Origin of the sequence: Rhizobium leguminosarum, assembly GCF_002953715.1 — a bacterium.
Taxonomy (GTDB): domain Bacteria; phylum Pseudomonadota; class Alphaproteobacteria; order Rhizobiales; family Rhizobiaceae; genus Rhizobium; species Rhizobium leguminosarum_V.
In genome coordinates this window covers 431,055-452,266 of sequence record NZ_CP025012.1, presented here as the reverse complement: position 1 = coordinate 452,266, position 21,212 = coordinate 431,055, and the positions used below count along the sequence as shown (strand labels likewise).

The following is a 21,212-nucleotide window of genomic DNA, read 5'->3' as shown; positions in this document are numbered from 1 at the left end:
AGTTGAAACACCACTTTCCGGTCAGGGCGCAACAGCGCCTAAACCTGTCTAGCTAAAAGGCACGAAATGTTCCAGAGTGATTTCCTGGAAAGATACGATGAAGAACTGCTGCAGCGGTTTTAAACTGCGCTCATAGGATCGGCATCCAAAAGCCTGCCGCAGTATGCAGGCCATCTCACGTACTCCAGGACGTGGACTATCTCGTCGCACTTATCGTCATGTCACTTTCCCCCGCACCCCTTCCGCAATTGCCGTCATCCTGTCCGCCGCGGCATGGCCGATCAGCATGAAGGCGTGCGTGCCGTTCGACCAGTAGACGACGTTCATGCCCTTGCGGCTTTCGAGATCCGGCGCTTTAGGACCGGCATCGGAGCGGACGATGCAGAGCGCCATCGGGCCGGTCTCGGGGTCGAGATAGGCGACCTGAGCAAGCGCCTTACCGTCATATTGCAGCAGCAGGGCGCGTTTGAAATCGATCCCCGAGAGCGAGACGGCTTCGGGGGAGAGTGACAGGCCGAGCTTTTCGTCAAGACTGGCGAGCTGGGCGGCCTGGTCCTCCCTGCCAGGGACGGGGCCGGCCAGGGTCTCCGGGGTATAGAGCGAGATATAATCGGCGACCACGGCGCGCCATTCGCTGTTTTCGTCCTTTGCCGAGAAGCCTCTGCCGATGCCGATGACGGCGCGGTCGATCGCGATGCCAGCGACGAGCGAGGCGGCGAGCGCGCCGAGGAAGCGGCGACGGCTGGCGAATGCGGGCGTGGAGGTGGGTCTTGCGCTCGGCTGCGCCGGGATGGCGGCAAGCATCGTCTCCAGCTTCTCGCGCGGGGCTTCCGACAGCAGTGGGGCGAAGGCCTGCTCGAAGGGCAGGCTGGCGCGCGCCAGGAATTCCAGCCGTTCGGCGACGCTCTCGTCTTCGTTCACAATGGCGTCAATGCGCGCGGCCTCTTCGGCCGTCAGCTCGCCGTCGATGAAGGCGGTCAGTTCCTCGTCGGAGGGAATGGTGTGTTTCGTGTTCATTGCCGTCCCCCTTCCGGTCCGGCATCGGAGAGCTTGGCGCGGGCAGCCGCCAGCCGGCTCATCACGGTTCCGATCGGGATATCCAATATGCCTGCAACCTCGCGATAGGAAAGTCCTTCCACATAGGCGAGAAAAACCACCGTCCTCTGCGCCTCCGGCAGCGCATTCACCTGTCTCAGCACCTGACCCGCCATCACATGCGTTTCGGTGTCGTGCGCACCGTCGAAGGTCAACGTCTCCCCGGCATCGACGAAACCCTGGCCCTGGCGCACCCGGCGAGAGCGGATCTCGTTCAGCCAGATCGAATGCAGGATCGAAAACAGCCAGCGGTCGAGCCGGGTGCCGGGGATGAACTGATCGGCGCGCTCCAGCGCGCGAAGGCAGGTCGCCTGCACCAGGTCGTCGGCGACATCGCGCTGATGCGAGAGAACGAGACCATAACGCCAGAGCCTTGCCAGATTTTCCGTCAGGTCGCTCCTGATATCCGCTTCGCTCGCGATGGCCGCCTCCGCCAATCCTGCATTCCTCGAAACCGCCGGATGAACCGGCGATTCCATTCTCGCGCGACTATAGGCAGGAAAATGGGTGCGCGCGACCGACATTCTGACGTCCCTTTCGTGCTTGCATTTTCCCGCCCCGTGGCCTGCTGATCAGATCTTCGAGGGATCGAGGATTGCAGCGTTCAGATCCTGATATTCCTCGCAAGCCGTGCCGCAGATCGCCTTGATTGACTTCAGCTGGTCCTTGGCGAGATCGAGCTGACCCTTGATGACATAGGCTTCGCCGAGATATTCGCGGACCTTGGCGTATTGCGGATCCATCTTCACCGACTGCAGATAATAGGAGATGCCCTCGTCGGTGCGGCCGAGCTTGCGGGTGGCATAGCCGCGATAGTTCAGCACTTCGGCGGTGTTCTGATCCTTGACCGTGTCGAGCACCGCAAGCGCCTCCTCATAACGACCGGCCTTGGCCAGAGAATAGGCATAATCGGCGCGGTTCTCGTCGGAGACGTTGGCGCTCTGCTGCTTGACGCATTTCTTGGTCTTCTGGTCGTAGATCTCGCCTTTCTTGCAGACTGGCGTCGTGCTGCTGTCATCGCCGATCGCAAAAACCGGGCCGGAGACAACAGAAGCGGCAAGGCAGCCGCCGAGAATGATGGAAGCGATGCGGGCTGTCATAATCGTCATGGGGAAACTCCTCGAAAGTGACGTTGCGACGAGAGAACACCGCTGCATCCAGCTTTATTCGGCTGCCGCTTGCATTTCTTTCTTCACCCTTTCGTGAAGCGTCAGAGCTGAATAAATTGGGCGCCCGCGTGTTTTCTTTCGTTCCGCCGGAGGGACAAGGAGAATTCTGTGACCGATACCGTCAAACTCGTCAGCCTCGCCGTTGCCACACCCGAACATGTCATTTTCCAAAAGCAGGCGGTCGAAGCCTCGGCCCGGCTGTTTGCCGACCGCTTCGAGGATTTCCGCCATCTTGCCCGCGTCTTCGATAGCGCCGGCATCGACAAGCGCCATGCGGCGCGGCCGCTTGCCTGGTTCGACGAGCCGCATGGCTGGCACGACCGGATGCAGGCCTTTGCGGAGGTGGCAGGCGGGCTTTTCGTCGAGGCTGCCAGCTCGGCCCTTCGCCAGGCGGGGCTTGAGGCCGGCGATGTCGACTGCGTCGTGACGGTCTCCTCCACCGGTTTTACGACACCGAGCCTCGATGCACAGCTTGCCGGCCGGATGGGTTTCAGACCCGATATCGAACGCGTGCCGGTCTTCGGGCTCGGCTGTGCCGCCGGCGTGTCGGGCTTTGCGATCGCTTCAAGGCTGGCGCGAAGCCGGCCGGGCACTGTTGTGCTTTTCGTCTCGATCGAGCTTTGCACGCTGGCTTTCCGGCTGGACGAGCTGACGCGGCCGAACATCATCGCGACAGCGCTTTTCGGCGACGGCGCGGCCGCCTGCGTGCTGCGATCAGGTGAAGACGGGCTGGCGGAAGTGGAATCGACCGGCGAGCATCTTTTTCCCGACACGCTCGATATCATGGGCTGGAAGATCGATGACGGCGGCTTCGGCATCGTGCTGGCGCAATCGCTGCCGCCCTTTGCCGAAAAGGAGCTCGGCCCGGCGGTAAAGGCCATTCTGGCCCGAAACGGGCTGAGGGTGGAGGATATCGACCGCTTCATCTGCCATCCCGGCGGCACGAAGGTGCTGGCCGCGATGGAGAGCGCGCTTTCGATGGTCCCGGGCACGCTTGATCACGAACGAGCAGTGCTCGCCGAATACGGCAACATGTCCTCGCCGACCATCCTCTTCGTGCTGGAGCGGGCGATCCGCGCCGGATTGCCGGAGCGCTCCGCGATGATCGCCATGGGGCCGGGCTTTTCAGCCAGCTGCGTGACGCTCAGGAGGGTCGCATGATGTGGCCGTCGATCGCGCTCCTTGCCTTCGTGACGCTGCAGCGGTTGGGAGAACTTGTAGTTGCCCGGCGCAACACGGCGGCGCTTCTTGCCAGAGGCGCCAAAGAGGTGGCGCCCGAGCATTATCCCGTCATGGTGGCGCTGCATGCCGGCTGGATCATCGGCCTCTGGCTCACTGCACCAGGCAGGCCGGTCGCACTCTTCTGGTTTCTCGTGTTCATGGGGCTGCAGGCGTTGCGGCTCTGGGTGTTGGCGACGCTGAAAGGCCGCTGGACGACGCGTATCATCATCCTGCCCGGCGCGCCGCTCGTCAGATCCGGGCCCTATCGCTTCCTCCACCATCCGAACTATGCGATCGTCGTCGGCGAGATTGCCGCCCTTCCCCTCGCCTTCGGCCTGCCGCTTTACGCGATCGTCTTTTCCTTTCTCAACGCGCTTATCCTCCATGTCCGCGTGAAGGCTGAAAATGCCGCACTGAAAAGCGCAATGATTTTGAAATGAATGCGATTTTCCGTTTGCGTCGCGGTATCGGCACGGGCATTTTCACCCCGACAAACAAAGCGGAATGCAAGCGGAAATGACGAAGAACGCAATCGTGCTCGGCGCCGGCATCGTCGGGGTTTCTACGGCCATCCATCTTCAGCGACGCGGCCGGCAGGTGACGCTGATCGACCGCAAGGATCCGGGCAACGAAACCTCCTTCGGCAATGCCGGCCTGATCCAGCGCGAAGGTGTCGCGCCTTACGGCTTTCCCCAGCAGCTCGGGCTTTTGCTGCGTTATGCTGTGAACAACCGCATCGACGCGCATTATCATCTGCGCACACTGCCGAGCCAGATCGCCTTTCTCGCTCGCTACTGGTGGAATTCCAATGCGCGCCGCCACGCGATCATCACCCGGGCCTATGCGCCGCTGATCGAAAATTCGGTTGTCGAACACAAGGATCTGATCGAGGCGTCGCAGGCAGAAGCGCTGATCCGCAAGGACGGCTGGATAAAGATTTTCCGCACTGAAGCCAAGCGCGACGGGGCTTTTGCGGAGGCAACACTTTGGCAGAATGAATTCGGCGTGGAGTATGAAAGCCTGACTCCGGCCGATATCGCCCGTATGGAACCTCATATGACCGGCGATTTCGCCGGCGGTATCCACTGGCGCGATCCCTGGTCGGTGCTCGACCCGCATGCGCTGACATCGGCCTATCGCCGCTATTTTGAAAGCCTCGGTGGCAAGTTCGTCACGGGTGACGCCGCCTCGCTCGGTCCGTTCGGCTCCGGCTGGAAAATCATGACTGCGGAAGGTCCGATCGAAGCCGACGATGCTGTGATGGCGCTCGGCCCCTGGGCGGCCGTTGCGACGCGCCGGCTCGGCTACTCCTTCCCGCTCGGCGTCAAGCGCGGCTATCACATGCACTATGCCGCCGAGGGCAGTGCCGTGCTCAACAACTGGACATTGGATGCCGAACGCGGCTACCTCCTTGCGCCGATGCGCCGCGGCATCCGCCTGACGACAGGGGCGGAGTTTGCAACGCTCGACGCCCCGAAGACGCCGGTCCAGCTCGACCGTGCCGAAGCCGTGGCGCGCACGATCTTCCCGCTCGGAGGCAGGCTCGATCCCGAACCCTGGATGGGCGCGCGCCCCTGCACGCCAGACATGATGCCGATCATCGGCAAGGCGCCGCGCCATCAGGGCCTGTGGTTTGCCTTCGGCCATGCCCATCACGGACTGACGCTCGGGCCGGTGACCGGCCGCGTGCTTGCCGAACTCATCACCGGCGAGACGCCGTTCATCGATATCGTGGCCTATTCGCCGCAGCGTTTCAACCCGTGACGCCGAGCGCTGCAAGGCTCTTCAGCGCCGTTGCCGCGATGCCCTCGATCGTGTCGTCGATATCGACAGTGACGACGCCCGGCTCGCCTGTGGGCACCTCAAGCGTCGCCAGCTGACTGTCGAGCAGCGAGGCCGGCATGAAATGTCCCTTGCGCTCGCCCATACGCTTCATCAGCAGTGCCCTGGAACCTTCGAGATAGACGAAGAACAGATTACCGCCGGCAGCAGCCCGCAGCCTGTCGCGATAGATGCGCTTCAGCGCCGAGCAAGAGACGATGATGCCCTCGCTCTTTTCCAGCGAGGCTTTCATCTCTTCGCCGATGCGGTCGAGCCAGGGCATCCGATCCTCATCGGTCAGCGGAATGCCCTTCGACATCTTCTCGACATTGGCGGCCGGATGCAGCGCATCACCTTCGACGAAGGCCAAGTGCAGGGCTTCGGCGAGCTTTTCGCCGACGGAGGACTTGCCGCAACCGCTGACTCCCATGACGATGATCGCATGGGGTCTGTTCATCTGCTCCGACATGATCCCTCCTTAGCTTGCCTTCCCGCTTAATCGAGCGGGAAATGACAGGCATATTGATGTGTGCCTTCCCCAGTTAATTCGGGAGCAACCTGGCGGCAATGGTCCTGCGCCTTCCAGCAGCGCGGATTGAAGTGGCAACCCGACGGCGGCTTCAACGGCGACGGCAGCTCGCCCTGCAGGCGAATGCGGGTCTTTTCGCGATCGGGATCGGCGATCGGCGTCGCCGACAGCAAGGCTGCCGTATAGGGATGGCGCGGCCTGGCGAAGACCTCGGCGGCGGGACCGGTTTCCACGGGACGGCCGAGATACATCACCATCACCTCGTCGGCGATATGGTGGACGACGGACAGGCCGTGGGAGATAAAGAGATAGGCAAGCCCCATCTCCTTCTGCAGGTCCATCAGGAGGTTCAGCACCTGCGCCTGGATCGAAAGGTCGAGCGCCGAAACCGGTTCGTCGAGCACCAGTACCTTCGGCCGCAGCATCAGGGCGCGGGCAATGGCGATGCGCTGGCGCTGGCCGCCCGAGAACATATGGGGATAGCGGCCGTAATGCTCTGGACGCAGACCGACGCGGGCCATCATCTCCTCCACCTTGCGGCGGCGGGCGGCGGCGTCGAGATTGGTGTTGATCTTCAGCGGCTCTTCGAGGATCGAGCCGACTTTCTGGCGCGGGTTGAGCGAGCCGTAGGGGTTTTGGAAGACGATCTGCACCTGGCTGCGCAGGCTGCGATCGCCGACATGGGCGGGCTTGCCGTCGATCAGCAATTGCCCCGATGTCGGATTCTCGATCATGGTGACCAAGCGGGCGAGCGTCGACTTGCCACAGCCGGATTCGCCGACGACGGCGAGCGTCTTGCCGGAATGGAGGCTGAAGCTGACACCGTTCAGCGCCTTGACGGTGGCGTCGTCTTTGAAGAGGCCGCGGTTGACGGTGTAGAAGCGGGCGAGATCCCTGCCCTCGAGAACAGCGCCCGTCATACGAAGTCTCCTGCAGTTTGAACGGGAATGACGCCGGGATGCCCGAGCGGCTTGCCGTCCTTCAAAGGATAGTTGCAGAGCGCGGAGCCCAGCTCCGGCCCCTGACGGACGACGCCGCGATCGCATTCGACCGTGGCGAAGCCGCAGCGCGGCGCGAAGAGACAGCCTGTCGGGCGACCATGCTGGCCGGGAACGACACCGGCGATCGAGGGAAGGCGCTGGCCGACTTTGGCGCGCTCCGGCAGGGCGGCGAGCAGGGCTGCGGTATAGGGATGATGCGGATCGCGGAACAGCGCCCTCACCGGCTGTTCCTCGACCTTCTGGCCGGCATATTGCACCTGCACGCGCTCGGCGGTTTCGGCGACGACACCCATGTCGTGGGTGATCAGCACCAGCGCCATGCCATGCTCCTTCTGCAGGCGAACGAGCAGATCGAGGATCTGTGCCTGGATTGTCACATCGAGCGCAGTCGTCGGCTCGTCGGCAATGAGCAGCTTCGGATTGCAGGCGAGCGCCATGGCGATCATGACGCGCTGGCTCATGCCGCCCGACATCTGATGCGGAAAATTCGACAGGCGGTCTTCCGGCGCCGGAATACCGACGAGGTTGAGGAGCTCGATCGAGCGTTCACGGCGTTCCCTGCGGTTGAGGCCCATGTGGAAGCGCAAGGTCTCGCCGAGCTGGAAACCGACCGTGAAGCACGGATTGAGGCTCGACATCGGCTCCTGGAAGATCATCGCCATATCCTTGCCGACGATCCTGCGGCGCTGGCGGGCGGAGATGCCGCGCAGATCCTTGCCGTCGAACTGCATGCGGTCGGCGGTGATCTTCGCCGTCCAGGGCAAAAGCCCCATGAGGGCAAGCATGGCAACGGATTTACCCGAGCCGGATTCGCCGACGACCGACAGGATCTCGCCCTTGTCGCAGACAAGCGATACGCCGTCGACGGCGCGGAAGAGACCGGAAGAGGTCTGGAATTCGACAGTCAGATTTTCAATCTCGAGGAGTGGCATCACGACCTCTTCAGTTTGGGATCGAGCGCATCGCGCAGGCCGTCGCCCATCAGGTTGATCGCGAGAACGGTGATGAGGATGGCAAGACCCGGAAATGTCACCACCCACCAGGCGCGCGAAATGAACTCACGGGATTCGGCCAGCATCGTCCCCCATTCGGGTGTCGGCGGCTGGGCGCCCATGCCGAGAAAGCCGAGGGCGGCGGCATCGAGAATCGCCGCCGAGAAGGCGAGTGTCGCCTGAACGATCAGTGGCCCCAGACAGTTCGGCAGGATTGTCTTGAACATCAAACGGAAGGTGCCGGCACCGGCGACACGCGAGGCAATCACATATTCCTTCTCACGCTCTGAAATGACCGAGGCGCGCGTCAGCCGCACGAAATGCGGCTGGTTGACCAGCGAAATCGCGATCATCGCATTGGTAAGCCCTGGCCCGAGCACGGCCACCAGCACCAGAGCGAGCAGCAGCGACGGGAAGGCCAGGATGATATCCATCAGGCGCATGATCGCCGTATCGATCTTGCCGCGGAAAAATCCGGCGACGAGGCCGATCAGGACGCCTGAAATGACAGAAAGCGTGACGACGACGACGCCGATGAACAGCGAGAACCGCGCGCCGTAGATCAGGCGCGAAAGGATATCGCGGCCGACGGCATCCGTTCCGAGCGGGAAGGAGGCGCTGCCGCCCTCCATCCAGAACGGCACGGCCAGCAGTACCGCGCGGTTCTGCTCGTTCGGCTGATGCGGCGCAAAGAGCGGCGCGAGGACTGCGACGACCAGAATGATGATGAAAACCACGAGGCCGATGACGGCGCCCTTGTTGCGGGAGAAATAATGCCAGAACTCCGCAAGAGCGGATGGCTGGCCTGTTTTGACGGTGACCGTGCTCATGGACCGCTCCTAATGACGAATGCGCGGATTGATGAAGCCGTAGAGAACATCAACGATCAGATTGACCAGCATGATGACGCCGGCGATCAGCAGAAGACCGCCCTGGACCACGGCGTAATCGCGCTTGAAAACCGAATCGACCATCCATTTGCCGATACCCGGCCAGGAGAAGATCGTCTCGGTGAGGATGGCGCCGGCAAGAAGAACGCCGATCTGCAGACCGATCGTGGTGATGACAGGGATCATCGCATTGCGCAGCGCATGCACGCCGACCACGCGCAGCGGCTTCAGGCCCTTTGAGCGTGCCGTGCGGACATAATCCTCACCCAGAACCTCGAGCATCGCCGAACGCGTCTGGCGCGCAATGACGGCGAGCGGAATGGTTGCCAGCACGATGGTCGGCAGAATGAGGTAGCTGACGGCCGAGGAAAACGCTCCCTTCTGGCCCGACAGCAGGCTGTCGACGAGCATGAATCCGGTGACCGGCTTGAAGAAATACATCAGCGAGATACGGCCGGAAACCGGCGTCCAGCCGAGATAACCGGAGAAGAAGATGATGAGCAGCAGGCCCCACCAGAAGATCGGCATGGAATAACCTATAAGGGCAACACCCATCACGCTCTGATCGAACCACGTGCCTCGCTTGACGGCCGCAAAGACGCCGGCGGGCACGCCAAGACAGACGGCGAGGATGATGGCACAGAGCGAAAGCTCTAGCGTTGCCGGAAACAGCGTCAGGAATTCGCCGAGAACGGGCCGCTTGGTGACGATCGAGGTGCCGAGATCACCTTGCAGCACTTTTCCGAGATAATCGAAATACTGCACATACATGGGCCGGTCGAAACCGAGATCATGCATGATCTGGGCGTGCCGCTCCGGCGCCATGACACGTTCCCCCGACAGGAGCATGACGGGATCGCCGGGGAGCAGGCGGATGAACGAGAAGGCAATGAGGGAAACGCCGAGGAATGTCGGGATCAGCACCGCAAAGCGGCCGATGAAAAAACGCAACATGGCAGGTGTCCAATAGTTTCCGGCGGTCAGGAGACCCTGACCGCCGGCTGCGCCCAGCTCCGCCGGGCATTCTTACATTATTCTTGTTATTCGGATACGTCGACGCCGTCGAAACGGTGAATGCCGAGCGGGTCCATCTGGAAGCCCGAGACCTTCTTGCTCATCGGAACGAAGACGAGCGAATGGTCGATGGTTGCCCAGGGGGCTTCCTTCTTGAAGATCAGCTGCGCCTGCTCATACGCCTTGGTGCGCTCGCCGACATCGGCGGTCAGCTTGGCCTTGGTCATCAGGTCGTCATATTCCTTGTTGCACCACTGAGCACGGTTGTTGCCGCCGACGGCATCGCAGCCGAGCAGCGTATCCATGAAGTTGTCAGGGTCGCCGTTGTCGCCGGTCCAGCCGAGGATGACGGCGCCGTCGCGCTTCACGTCGGAGGAGAGCTTCAGATATTCGGCCCATTCATGGGTGACGATCTCGACCTTGACACCGATCTTGGCGAAATCCGCCTGCATCAGTTCGGCGGCGCGGCGCGCGTTCAGCATGTAGGGACGCGAAACCGGCATCGCCCAGATCTTCATGCTGAGATCCTTGACGCCAGCATCGGCAAGAGCCTTCTTGGCAGCGTCCGGATCATACTTGTCGTCCTGAACGGCGTCGTTATAGGACCACATCGTCGGCGGGATCGGGTTCTTGGCAACGGCGGCGGCACCCTGGAAGACGGCGTCGATGATCGCCTGCTTGTTGATCGCCATGTTCAGAGCGCGGCGAACTTCCGGCTTGTCGAACGGGGCCATCTGGGTGTTGTAGGCGAGGAAGCCGACATTGAGGCCGGCCTGTTCCAGAACGGTCAGATTTTCATCCTTCTTCAGTTCCGGCACATCGGCGGCATTCGGATAGGGGATCAGGTGGCATTCGCCGGCCTTCAGCTTCTGGGCGCGCACGGCAGCGTCAGAGGTAATGGCGAAAACCAGATCGTCGATCTTTTCCTTGCCCTTGAAATAGGTTTCGTTCGCCTTGTAGCGGATGACGGCATCCGGCTGGTAGGCGACGAAGGTGAACGGGCCAGTGCCGAGCGGCTGCTGGTTGAGCTGCGCCATCTTGCCGTCGGCGGCAAGCTTGTCGGCATATTCCTTGGAGACGATCGAGGCGAAGTCCATGGCGAGGTCGGCGAGGAACGGCGCTTCGGGGTGGTTGAGCGTGAACTTGACGGTGAGGTCATCGACCTTCTCGACAGACTTGATCAGCTCGGGAAAGCCCATGCCGGCGGCGTATTCGTAAGAGCCGCCCTCGACATACTTGTTCCACGGATTGTCGGATTTCAGCTGGCGCTCGAAGGAGAACACGACGTCGTCGGCGTTGAAATCGCGCGTCGGCGTGAAGAAGTCGGTGGTCTGGTACTTGACGCCAGGATGAAGCTTGAAGGTGTATTCCGTGCCGTCGGCCGAAACGCTCCAGCTGTCAGCCAGGCCCGGCTCGATCTCGGTGCCGCCGTGCTTGAATTCGACGAGGCGGCTATAGACCGTGCGCGACGACGCGTCGAAGGTCGTGCCTGCCGTATAGAGGCTCGGGTCGAAGCCTTCCGGCGAGCCCTCGGAGCAATAAACAAGGGTCTTGGACCAGGCCGACGTCGCCATGACGGAAATCAGGGCCGTCGCTGCCAGCAGGACAGAGATCTTTTTCATAATATTGTTTCCCGGTTGTTCTTTTTTGATGTTTGGAGACCGTAGATTGGCATCTCGGTCGACGCTCGATGGAACGATATTTATTTACTGAAAGCAACGGGCTACGCAGAAAATTTTTCCACTTGGACAATTTTAGAAATTTTCCGTCAAAAATCAGCCTCATTCGGAAATATTCGCACAAAAATGACCGAAATTTTGTCGCATTTGGTATAAAAACGCGCCCATCGCGACATGCCGGACGGCATTTCCCCCGTATGCCGGAGACCAACCAGACGCTGCAAAAACAAAAACCGCGGTTGCCGGGGCAACCGCGGTTCAGAAGTATGTTCTGATCTTCAAATCAGGCGGCGGGGGCAACGATCGCGGGTTTGCGATATGCCGGCTCGCCGGTGATTCCGAGAAGGAAATTGATCTGCGGACGCGCCTTGACGAGGTCGTCGATGGAATATTCCGACAGCACCGCGAAGAAGGCGTTGAGCGCCTTGCGCAGCGCCGAATTCAAACCGCAACTGTCGACCAGCGGGCATTCGACCTCACCGTCATCCTCGAAGCATTCGGCCATGGCGAAGCTGTCTTCCGTCACCCGAACGACGTCGAAAAGACTAATGTCGGCGGCCGGCTTGCCCAAGCGCACGCCGCCATTGCGACCGCGCACGGTTTCGACCAGACCCGCCTTGTTGAGCGGCTGAAGGATCTTGAAAAGAAAGAGCTCTGAAACGCCATAGGCCCTGGCGATCTCCGGAATCCGGCTCAAATGCCCGTCGTTGGCAGCACAATACATCAACATGCGAACCGCATAGTTCGTCTGCTTCGTCAACCGCATGCCATTCTCCTGACTCGTCTGTTCAGACCTATATAGGCGGTTTGCTAGTTTTGAACAATTCCAAAATATGAAATTCGCATTCAGCTTATGAGGCCATTTGCCGCGACGTCAATCCCGCTCCAGTATCCCGACGTAATCGAGGATCGCCTGCTTGCGTTCGGGCGTGCCTTACGCATCAGTTTGACCTCGGCACTGCGGAATAGGAGATGGCGGCAGACCGCGCCCTTGTCTCAAGACATCCTCGACGCCGGACCGATATCGCCGGCAATCAGCATGACGAGGAAAAATTCGGGAGCCAAAAGGCCCCCGAATTACACAATTCAGATTGGAATGTCGTGACGATCACTTCATCGTCGGCATGACGAATTCGGCGCCGCTCTTGATGCCCGAGGGCCAACGAGCGGTGACGGTCTTGGTCTTCGTCCAGAACTTGATCGAATCCGTGCCGTGCTGGTTGAGGTCGCCGAAGCTCGAAGCCTTCCAGCCGCCGAAGGAGTGGTAGGCGAGCGGAACCGGGATCGGAACGTTGATGCCGATCATGCCGATATTGATGCGCGAGGCGAAATCGCGGGCGGCATCACCGTCGCGGGTGTAGATGGCGACACCGTTGCCGTATTCGTGCTTCATCGGCAACGACAGCGCTTCCTCATAGTCGTTGGCGCGAACGACGGAGAGGACAGGTCCGAAGATCTCGGTCTTGTAGATATCCATCTCCGGCGTGACGTGATCGAACAGGCAACCGCCAACGAAATAGCCGTCTTCATAACCCTGGAGCTTGAAATCGCGCCCGTCGACGACGAGCTTGGCACCTTCCTCGATGCCGCGGTCGATCAGGCCGCGAACACGGGTATAGGCTTCCTTGGTGACGAGCGGGCCCATGTCGGCCTTGTCGTCGGTGTAGGGGCCGATGCGCAGGGATTCGATCTTCGGCGTCAGCTTCTCGACGAGGCGGTTGGCAGTCTCCTCGCCGACGGGAACGGCAACCGAGATCGCCATGCAGCGCTCGCCGGCCGAACCGTAGCCTGCGCCCATCAAGGCGTTGACGGCCTGATCCAGGTCTGCATCCGGCATGATGATCATGTGGTTCTTGGCGCCGCCGAAGCACTGGGCGCGCTTGCCGTTCATCGCCGCGGTGCCATAGACGTAGCGGGCGATCGGCGTCGAGCCGACGAAGGAGACGGCGCCGATATCGGGATCGGTGAGGATCGCGTCGACGGCACCCTTGTCGCCATTGACGACGTTGAGGATGCCGGCGGGCAGACCGGCCTCGATCATCAGTTCGGCAAGGCGGATCGGCAGAGAGGGATCACGCTCGGAGGGCTTGAGGATAAAGGCGTTGCCGCAGGCGATCGCCGGCGCAAACATCCACATCGGGATCATGCCCGGGAAATTGAAGGGGGTAATGCCGGCGCCGATGCCGACCGGCTGGCGGATCGAATACATGTCGATCGCAGGCCCGGCGCCCTCGGTGAACTCGCCCTTGGCGAGATGGGGAATGCCGCAGACGAATTCGCAGACTTCGAGGCCGCGAATGACGTCGCCCTTGGCATCCTCGATCGTCTTGCCGTGCTCCTTGGAGAGGATTTCGGCAAGCTCGTCCATGTGCTTGTTCAGGAGTTCGACGAACTTGAAGAACACGCGGGCGCGGCGCTGCGGATTGGTGGCAGCCCATTTCGGCTGCGCAGCCTTGGCGTTTTCGACGGCGGCGCGCAGTTCCTCGACGCTTGCGAGCGCGACCGTCGCCTGTACTTCGCCTGTTGCCGGATTGTAGACGTTGCTCACGCGGCCGCTGGTGCCGGCAACATGTTTGCCGCCGATGAAATGACCGATCTCACGCATGGGGTGTTCCTCCTGTTTTTCGATGACCGACAATCGCACTTCAATTTGCACAAATCAATGCGCTGATATAAGCAACCGTTGTGCGTAAATTATAGCTCTATCGTTGCATCAGGCGCTGCGGCTGCTTCCAAACCTGGTACGGCACGCCAACAAGTCAAACCCCAAAGGGAGGTCAAACCGATGAGCCGGAAACCCGTGGTCAGAATGGCGGAGCTGGAGATCGATCCGGACACGCTTGAAACCTATCGCGCATTGCTCACGGAAGAAATCGAAGCATCCATCGCGCTGGAAGATGGCGTCCTTTCCCTGAGTGCTGTTTCCATCAGGGACAACCCAAACCGGATCCGTATCCTTGAAGTCTATGCCGACCAGGAAGCATACGAGGCTCATCTGCGAACACCGCACTTCCTTAAGTACAAGAACCAGACGGCGCAGATGGTGACATCGTTGACGCTTATCGAGGTCGATCCGATCGCAATGCGTGCCAAGCCATGAACTGGGACGATATTCGTATTTTCCTCGCCGTCGCCCGCACCGGGCAGATCCTTGCCGCCTCGAAGCGGCTGGGGCTCAATCACGCCACACTTTCACGTCGACTGACTTCGCTGGAAGAGGCGCTGAAGACGCGGCTTTTCATCCGTCGCACGAATGGCTGCGAGTTGACGGCCGAAGGCGAAGTGTTCCTGGCATCCGCAGAGCGGATGGAAACGGAAATGCTCGCAGCACAGGCCAGCCTCGGCCACACTGATACGGCAATTGCCGGGACTGTGCGCGTCGGGGCGCCTGATGGGTTCGGGGTTTCCTTTCTTGCGCCGCGCATGGGCAGACTGATCGAGCGCCATCCGGAGCTGAAGATCCAGCTCGTACCGGTGCCGCGCTCTTTCTCGCTGTCGCAGCGCGAGGCGGATATCGCCATCACGCTGGAGCGGCCCGAACAAGGCCGGCTCGTCTCCTCCAAGCTCACCGACTACACGCTCGGTCTCTATGCCTCACGCGACTACCTCGCCTCCCAGGGCACGCCAGCCGATATCGACGCGCTGAAGGCGCATCCGCGCATCGGTTACGTCGAAGACCTGATCTTCACCGCCTCGCTGAATTTCTCCGGCGAGGTGATGCGGAGCTGGGATGCAAGCTTCGAAATTTCGACGGCGATCGGGCAGACGGAAGCGGTACGATCAGGCGCCGGAATCGGCATCCTGCACGATTATATCGCCCGGCAATATCCGGAACTCCAGCGCATCCTGCCGGAGGTTTCGATCCGCCGCGCTTACTGGACGACCTATCACGAAACGGCGCGCGACCTCATGCGCGTCAGGAGCGTCGCCGATTTTCTGCAGGAACTCGTCAGCGCCGAACGGCACATCTTTCTTTAGGTCTCGAAAGTGTGTTTTGCCGGTTCGTCGTTCTCGTCGGGATTTGGAACTGGCGTTTCGTCGGGCAGCCGGTCCGGCTCCGGTTCCTTGATCGGAGGCACCGGCTTCCAGCCGGGCCCGGGCATCGGCGGCTGATCGGGAATGGGTTCGTTGGGCACGGACATGACCGCCTCCCTTTCATGATTTCAGTTTACGCGACGTTCGGGGCTATTTGTCCGGCTTCAGCGATTCGGCAGCGCGCATCGGCATGCTGTCGATAATGGCGAAGAGCTCGCCATCGGTAATCGGCTCGCTGGCCTTGAGCTTCACGGTGCCGTCCTTGCCGAGAAGGAAAGCGGCGAATTCGCCGACCTCCGGCGCCTCGAGATCGCGGCGGATCGCTACGCCGTCGAGGCCGTCAGCCGCACCGAAGAGTGGTCGAACGCCGCCGCCGGAAATCTTCAGCACCACCAGGTCACGCTGATCGAGAGCTGAGCGATCGGCCAGCAGGTGATTTTCCTGCCGGGCGGCGCGGGAATTATCCCTGTCGGCGAAAACAACGAAGACGCGGTTCTTCCACTGAAACTGGGCGAGACTTTCGACCGGCGCATAAGCGCTGTTGGTCTCGTCGATCTTCGTCGCACCGTAGAGAAGGGTTTTCGACATGCATATTCTCCCGTCAACTCGACAACGGCCCGAAACGGCGCGGGTTCCATCGAAACGATAGGAACCGTAATTTTGTCGGCGACGATCTACTTCATTTCCAGCAGCGGCATCCGGCTCCAATTGGAATTAGTCGTTTGGCATTTTCGCCGGCACGCCCCATCGCCTACGCGTCTGGATACACGCATTCTGCTCGTCTGAGCTGCGATACCTTCTTCGCCTTCCGTTCGTTTCCCAGCCAGGATAATGCAACCGGAACACTCCATCCAAGACTGATCCATTTTGTGGATCCAGATCAACAGAAATGGCCTCTCTTGTTTTGTTTAAAGGCCATTCATATCGATGCCACGGCTGACTGCCCGCTGACGCCGTTCCGAGATGATCTGCTCGCTGCTTTCCCTGCGGACCGCCTGCTGCAGAACCTTCAGCTTTTCCTGCATTGCTTCGAAGGCGTTGTGCTGCACGCGTGGCACGCGGTGGATGAGATCCTTTTCGCCGCGAATGATGGCACTACGGCCGAAGCGCTCATCGAGCGCGGTGCTGACTGCGGCGAACTCCCGGCGAATGCCCGGATCGAGCGAAGGGACGGGGGCGCTCAGCTTGCGACCGTTGTTCTTCGCCTCAGCGGTCAGCCGCATGAGCACCTCTTCCGCCGCCTTCGACAGGCCGGGAATGGCAATTGCCATGCGCCGTCGCTCCTCGGCAACAGCCTGGCGCTCGGCATCGAGCATATTGACGTAGGCCGAACCGAGCGCGCGCAGGCGGGCGGCGGCTTCAGGCACGGCCTGCACAGCCTCTTTCCTCTCCCGCCCTGAAGCCAGCATCCGGTCCATCAGGCGATCGGAACCGCGCAATGCACTGTAGGCAGAGGGGTCATTGGTCACCGCGGCGGCGATGCGCTCGCCAGCAAAACCTTTCTGAAGCAGCTCTTCGATCTTGCCGATAGCGCCAGCCGGATCACGCCAGATCGTGCTAGCCACCGCCGCCAGCGCTGCGCGCTGGTGGCGATACAGCGGTGTGGTGAGGGCGCGAGACCTCGCCTCCTCGTCGATCGGCGTCTTGAACTCGGTGACTGCGGCAAGCATGGGGACATTCTCCTTGTCCAGATCGGCACTTGCGCCGGCAACGATCTTCGAACGATCCCTCTTCTCGGCAAGTTGTTGTTCCTCCGTAAAGCGCCTCACGGCTTCCAACAGCCGCCCAAGCTCTCCGCGTCTTTCATCCGTGAGGTCTTCCGGCATACGCTCGATCACGTTGCGTTCGGCAACCGCATCGGCCTTCGAGGTAAAGGCGCTCCAACCGAAGCGGGCTGCGAGCGCCTCGCTGACGGCCTTGATCTCCTGCACTAGCGAGCGGTCTTCTGTGGCAAGCGCAAAGGCGGTCTTGTAGGCGTCGTCACCCCCTTGCCTGCGCACCGCCTCGATCTCGACGAGACGTGCCATCGCGTTTCTGGAGACCGCCGGGATCGGCAATGACATATGAGCGCGGCGCTGTTGCTCACGGAGATCGAAGCGTTCGGCATTCCGGCGGAACTCCGTCGCCTGGGCGCGGGCGAGCGGCACCAATTCCAGCAATGCCGCGGTCGCGACGCTGCGCTCGTCGCGTGCCGCTCGACCGTCGACGATCAGATCGGAACCACGCAGGCGGCCGAGCCGACCCGGCGCAACAACAAGATCGTCGGCAAGCCTGCGCGGTTCGATGCGCACATCCGACGCCAGGGCGTTCAGGGCGACAAGTGCTGCATCCGGGTCACGATAGATCTTCTCCAATAGCGGCCGCAGGATCGCTTCCCGCTCCTTCCAGGCAGGAGACGCAAGCTGAGCTAGTCGCGCGTCTTCCTCCACGCTCCTGGTGAAGACTGTGGTGGGTGGGAGCAGATATCGGCCGCCAGCAATGTCCGCGCCTGTGACGGTTTGCGTTTCGGTTCGTTCCTCGCTGTAGGCGACCCGCCGTTCCCGCTCGATCGCAAATCCGAGCGCAATGCTCGCCCTTTCCCAGAGGTCAGCCACCTGCTCGCGCTTCTCGGCAATCGCGGCCCACCGCCGGGAGACGCCCTCCTCCATCCCGGCCGCAGTTTGAGAAAGATGATCGAGCCCACGACGCCGGGCGAAGTCGTCGGCATACTGGCGATAACCGACCTCGCTCTCAAAATCGAGCGTCGTCGTCTTAGCGCCGGAGCGCGACAGGCGTTCGACGAGTTGCTTGAACACATCCGGTCGATGGCTTTCCCGCTCGATCCGTTGCTGACGTTCTGCGGCGGTTTCGATCCGCTTGGCGGTCCAGACGTTGCGGTCGACCTCTCTTTCCTCGAACCGCTTCTGGCCGGTTTGCTCGTCGACGATCGCAAACTTGATCGTCACCCGCTCGACGCCGTCCTTGCGCAGCGTGACGGTATCGCCCTCTGAGACGCCACCTTCCTCGAGCGCCTTCGGCAGGCTGACGCCCCATAGACGATGGAGGGTGCCGTCATCTGTTCTGACATCGGCATAGGGGCTATCGTCGGCATCCTCGTCATTCGGCCGGAACTTGGCTTGTCCTGTTTCCACGAGCTCGCCGGTGACACCGGCGGCATGATCGACACGCGGCTTCCTCCCCCATTCCGGCCTCGCTTCAAAGTCTTCCTTCGCGGCATAGAGGTCAGCGCGGTCGCGATGTCGGGTCATCGACACATAGGTCAGATGCTGGTCCATCATGCCGGTGGCAAACACGAAGGTTCGCTCGACAGTGGCGCCTTGTGATTTGTGGATGGTCGCGGCGTAGCCGTGATCGACGTTGCGGTAGCTGTCCTCACTGATGACGACGTCACGGCCATTGTCGAGACGCACCGTAAGCAAGGTATCACCGCGTTTGTCGCCGGTGGAAACGACCGTCCCGAGCATGCCGTTCTTCACATATTGCGGACCGAGGCGCGGAGCATGTGGCTCGAGGAAACGGGCATTCTCCAGGAAGATGATGCGGTCGCCGGCGGCAAATTCCCGCCCACCACGTTCGGTGCGGAATGAACGGTTCTCACCCAGCGCGCCCTCGCCTGTCATCACAGATCTCAGCGCCTCGTTCAGGCGTTTGACGTCCGCATTGGTGTGGGCGAGCACAAGCAGCTCGTCGCCGCGAAGGCGAGATGTGTTTGCGGCTTCGGCAGATTCCCGAACGAGCGTGCGACGGGCATCCGTCCAGTCGCTAACAATGCGCCGGATGATCTCGTCTCGCGTCTCCGCCTCGACAAGATGGCCCTGCTGCGCATAGGCGTCGAGACCTTTCTCGATCTCGCCGCGCGCAAAAAGCCGCGACGCCTCGCGCGCCCATTGCTGGCGCTGGCGTCGTACGCCGGCAAGTTCGGCAAAACCGATCCGCTCGGTGATCGCCCTAAAGGCCGCCCCCGCCTGGATCGGCTGCAGTTGCATCGCATCGCCAACCAGCACGACTTTCGCCCCCGCCTGTTCCACGAGCTTCAGCACGCGGGCCATCTGCTGCGACGACACCATGCCGGCCTCGTCGACAACCACCACGTCGCCGCGGTGAAGCGTCTCGTGTCCATTGGCCCAGATGAGTTCCCAGGAGGCGAGTGTTCGCGACCTGATGCCGGAGCTGTCTTCCAGTCCCTCAGCCGCCTTCCCCGCAAGGGCAGCACCTATCACCCGGCGGCCACCGCTCTCCCAGGCGACGCGTGCCGCGGCAAGCAGTGTCGACTTGCCGGCGCCGGCAAGGCCGACCACGGCTGCAATGCCATTGTCGCCGGTGACATGACGGACCGCATCCACCTGCTCCGAATCGAGCCGAAAGGACTTTTTGGGATCGCCGGTTTCGACGTTCTTGATCGCGGCCGCGATATGCCGTGACGAAACTGCAAAACCCTTGTGCTCCGACAACACCTGCGCCGACCGCGCCATGTCATATTCGATGCGAAGGATCGCGCGCGTGGTGAAGACGGCGGGTTCCGCTGCCTTGCCCGTTTCGGCATCGAGCTGCTGCGGCTTCAGCATGACCAGATCGTCCGACGCCATCAGCCGCGCGCGGATATTGGCGAAGACGGCGGGATCGTCGACGTATCGATGCAGCGCCTTGGCGATATCGCGCTCATCGAAGGTGGAGCGTTCATTGCTCAACTGCTTCAGCAGAAGCTCCGGATCTGCAAGCAGCCGGTCGGCCATCTCCTGGCGACGGGCAAGATCGGCCGGAGCAAAATACATCTCGGCACCCCTGCGGGAGAGTGCTGCCTTCTCCGGACCGAGATGTCTTTGGGCGATGCCATCAAGGCCCTGTTCGGCATAGGAACGGCCGTCGAGCCGGATCTCATGGCCGGCAAGCGCCAGATGCCGGTTGGCCGTCTCCGCCCAGGAGATCTTCCAGGCCTGCAAGGTTTCCTTGTCGCCGCCCCAGGACTTATAGACAATCCGACCTGTGGGCCGCCCGGGCGTGACAAAACGCAATGGCTCGCCATTCTCTCCCAAAACAGGAGCGTTTTTCGGACCGAAGCCCTCCTCCGTCAGCGGTCTCACGGTCGTCAGCAGATGGATATGTGGGTTGCCGTCCTTGTCGTGATAGACCCAATCGGCGACCATTGCCTCGGACGTGAAATTATCACGGACGAACTCGCGCACCAGGCCAATATTCTCGGCCCGCGTCAGCTCTTCCGGCAGCGCGATGATCAGCTCGCGCGCCAGCCGCGCGTTTGCCTGTTTCTCGAAAGCTTCAACAGCATTCCACAGCGCTTCACTGGCACCGGCGACGGAACACCCCTCGACCGCCGACCGCAGCCAATCCGGCATCTGATCCGGCAGGGCCAGTTCCTCGTGCACCAGCTCGGAGGCCCCGCCCCGATAGCTGAACGACGTGCCGGCCTGTTCGTCTATCATCCTAGTGCGATGACGATAGGCGGCGGCCGAGACGATGTTGCGCCCGGCGCCCCTGCTGATCACCTGCGCTCTGACGAACATAATCGCCATGATTGTCCTCGCATATTCGGAGCAGTTGCACCACCGAGCGACGCCGCTCTTTCACAATAGTCAAACCGAACGACTGACGCGCTCCGCGCTTGTCTCCGGTTTTCGCGCGGGTCCATCAACTGCGACAAATAGGCGATTTAACTGATTTATTCAAGATAGTATAATCCAGGCCCTATTTCACGCTTTGTTCGCCCTAGGGCACGGCGTTCGGACTACGCCGGAATCAGACGATCCTTGT

Annotated in this window: 19 protein-coding genes; 5 read left to right on the top strand and 14 right to left on the bottom strand. The window is 61.4% G+C overall.

Annotated features, from left to right (window positions below):
• Positions 1-216 precede the first annotated feature (216 nt).
• From CUJ84_RS02235 to CUJ84_RS02225, 3 genes are read right to left on the bottom strand one after another with little or no spacing between them, the layout of a single operon-like run.
• Positions 217-1,017 (bottom strand): anti-sigma factor family protein, encoded by an 801-nt coding sequence (locus CUJ84_RS02235; RefSeq protein WP_105005011.1) that lies wholly within the window; start codon positions 1,015-1,017, stop codon positions 217-219.
• Positions 1,014-1,619, bottom strand: a complete 606-nt coding sequence (locus CUJ84_RS02230; RefSeq protein WP_105005010.1) for an RNA polymerase sigma factor — start codon at positions 1,617-1,619, stop codon at positions 1,014-1,016. The genes CUJ84_RS02235 and CUJ84_RS02230 overlap by 4 nt, the downstream gene beginning before the upstream one ends.
• Before the next feature lie 48 nt (positions 1,620-1,667).
• Positions 1,668-2,204, bottom strand: a complete 537-nt coding sequence (locus tag CUJ84_RS02225) for a tetratricopeptide repeat protein (protein ID WP_017992993.1) — start codon at positions 2,202-2,204, stop codon at positions 1,668-1,670.
• Between the two features lie 168 nt (positions 2,205-2,372).
• On the opposite strand from CUJ84_RS02225, the gene CUJ84_RS02220 reads away from it, so the two are divergent.
• The 3 genes from CUJ84_RS02220 (at position 2,373) to CUJ84_RS02210 (ending at position 5,249) form a co-directional block, all read left to right on the top strand.
• Positions 2,373-3,425 (top strand): type III polyketide synthase, encoded by a 1,053-nt coding sequence (locus CUJ84_RS02220; RefSeq protein ID WP_105005009.1) that lies wholly within the window; start codon positions 2,373-2,375, stop codon positions 3,423-3,425.
• Positions 3,422-3,925 (top strand): isoprenylcysteine carboxyl methyltransferase family protein, encoded by a 504-nt coding sequence (locus CUJ84_RS02215; protein WP_105005008.1) that lies wholly within the window; start codon positions 3,422-3,424, stop codon positions 3,923-3,925. Before CUJ84_RS02220 ends, CUJ84_RS02215 begins: the two co-directional genes overlap by 4 nt.
• A 76-nt stretch (positions 3,926-4,001) precedes the next feature.
• Positions 4,002-5,249, top strand: coding sequence for an NAD(P)/FAD-dependent oxidoreductase (locus CUJ84_RS02210; protein ID WP_105005007.1), 1,248 nt, complete (start codon positions 4,002-4,004; stop codon positions 5,247-5,249).
• Here the strand turns inward: CUJ84_RS02210 and CUJ84_RS02205 are convergent.
• From CUJ84_RS02205 to CUJ84_RS02165, 8 genes are all read right to left on the bottom strand, one after another.
• Positions 5,239-5,775, bottom strand: coding sequence for a gluconokinase (locus CUJ84_RS02205; protein WP_432444901.1), 537 nt, complete (start codon positions 5,773-5,775; stop codon positions 5,239-5,241). The two genes, CUJ84_RS02210 and CUJ84_RS02205, sit on opposite strands and share 11 nt — an antisense overlap.
• Positions 5,776-5,801: 26 nt before the next feature.
• Positions 5,802-6,755, bottom strand: a complete 954-nt coding sequence (locus CUJ84_RS02200; protein ID WP_105005005.1) for a peptide ABC transporter ATP-binding protein — start codon at positions 6,753-6,755, stop codon at positions 5,802-5,804.
• Positions 6,752-7,768 carry an ABC transporter ATP-binding protein gene (locus CUJ84_RS02195; RefSeq protein WP_105005004.1) on the bottom strand — a complete coding sequence of 339 codons (1,017 nt, stop codon included), beginning with the start codon at positions 7,766-7,768 and terminating at the stop codon, positions 6,752-6,754. Before CUJ84_RS02195 ends, CUJ84_RS02200 begins: the two co-directional genes overlap by 4 nt.
• Positions 7,768-8,658, bottom strand: coding sequence for an ABC transporter permease subunit (locus CUJ84_RS02190; RefSeq protein ID WP_028734733.1), 891 nt, complete (start codon positions 8,656-8,658; stop codon positions 7,768-7,770). Before CUJ84_RS02190 ends, CUJ84_RS02195 begins: the two co-directional genes overlap by 1 nt.
• A 9-nt stretch (positions 8,659-8,667) precedes the next feature.
• The gene (locus CUJ84_RS02185) at positions 8,668-9,672 is read right to left on the bottom strand and encodes an ABC transporter permease subunit (protein ID WP_105005003.1); all 1,005 of its coding nucleotides are present in this window, start codon (positions 9,670-9,672) and stop codon (positions 8,668-8,670) included.
• An 86-nt stretch (positions 9,673-9,758) separates the two neighbouring features.
• Positions 9,759-11,354 (bottom strand): ABC transporter substrate-binding protein, encoded by a 1,596-nt coding sequence (locus CUJ84_RS02180; protein ID WP_105005002.1) that lies wholly within the window; start codon positions 11,352-11,354, stop codon positions 9,759-9,761.
• A gap of 340 nt (positions 11,355-11,694) precedes the next feature.
• On the bottom strand, positions 11,695-12,177 hold the full coding sequence (gene rirA, locus CUJ84_RS02175; protein WP_003545647.1) for an iron-responsive transcriptional regulator RirA: 483 nt from the start codon (positions 12,175-12,177) through the stop codon (positions 11,695-11,697).
• 342 nt (positions 12,178-12,519) lie between these two features.
• Complete coding sequence (locus CUJ84_RS02165) at positions 12,520-14,016, bottom strand: CoA-acylating methylmalonate-semialdehyde dehydrogenase (RefSeq protein WP_027685934.1); 1,497 nt, start codon at positions 14,014-14,016, stop codon at positions 12,520-12,522.
• A gap of 180 nt (positions 14,017-14,196) precedes the next feature.
• Between CUJ84_RS02165 and CUJ84_RS02160 the strand changes: the two genes are divergently transcribed.
• Positions 14,197-14,511 carry a putative quinol monooxygenase gene (locus tag CUJ84_RS02160; RefSeq protein ID WP_027685935.1) on the top strand — a complete coding sequence of 105 codons (315 nt, stop codon included), beginning with the start codon at positions 14,197-14,199 and terminating at the stop codon, positions 14,509-14,511.
• Entirely contained in the window at positions 14,508-15,389 is an 882-nt protein-coding gene (locus CUJ84_RS02155; RefSeq protein ID WP_027685936.1) for a LysR family transcriptional regulator, read from the top strand. Before CUJ84_RS02160 ends, CUJ84_RS02155 begins: the two co-directional genes overlap by 4 nt.
• On the opposite strand, the gene CUJ84_RS38190 is transcribed toward CUJ84_RS02155, so the two are convergent.
• The 3 genes from CUJ84_RS38190 to traA form a co-directional block, all read right to left on the bottom strand.
• Positions 15,386-15,553: a hypothetical protein gene (locus tag CUJ84_RS38190; RefSeq protein WP_165434966.1), complete on the bottom strand. Its 168-nt coding sequence runs from the start codon at positions 15,551-15,553 to the stop codon at positions 15,386-15,388. The two genes, CUJ84_RS02155 and CUJ84_RS38190, sit on opposite strands and share 4 nt — an antisense overlap.
• A gap of 43 nt (positions 15,554-15,596) precedes the next feature.
• A complete protein-coding gene (locus tag CUJ84_RS02150; RefSeq protein ID WP_105005000.1) occupies positions 15,597-16,034 on the bottom strand; it encodes a DUF4174 domain-containing protein in 438 nt (145 codons plus the stop codon).
• Positions 16,035-16,354: 320 nt separating this feature from the next.
• Positions 16,355-20,974, bottom strand: a complete 4,620-nt coding sequence (gene traA / locus CUJ84_RS02145) for a Ti-type conjugative transfer relaxase TraA (protein WP_105004999.1) — start codon at positions 20,972-20,974, stop codon at positions 16,355-16,357.
• Positions 20,975-21,212 lie beyond the last annotated feature (238 nt).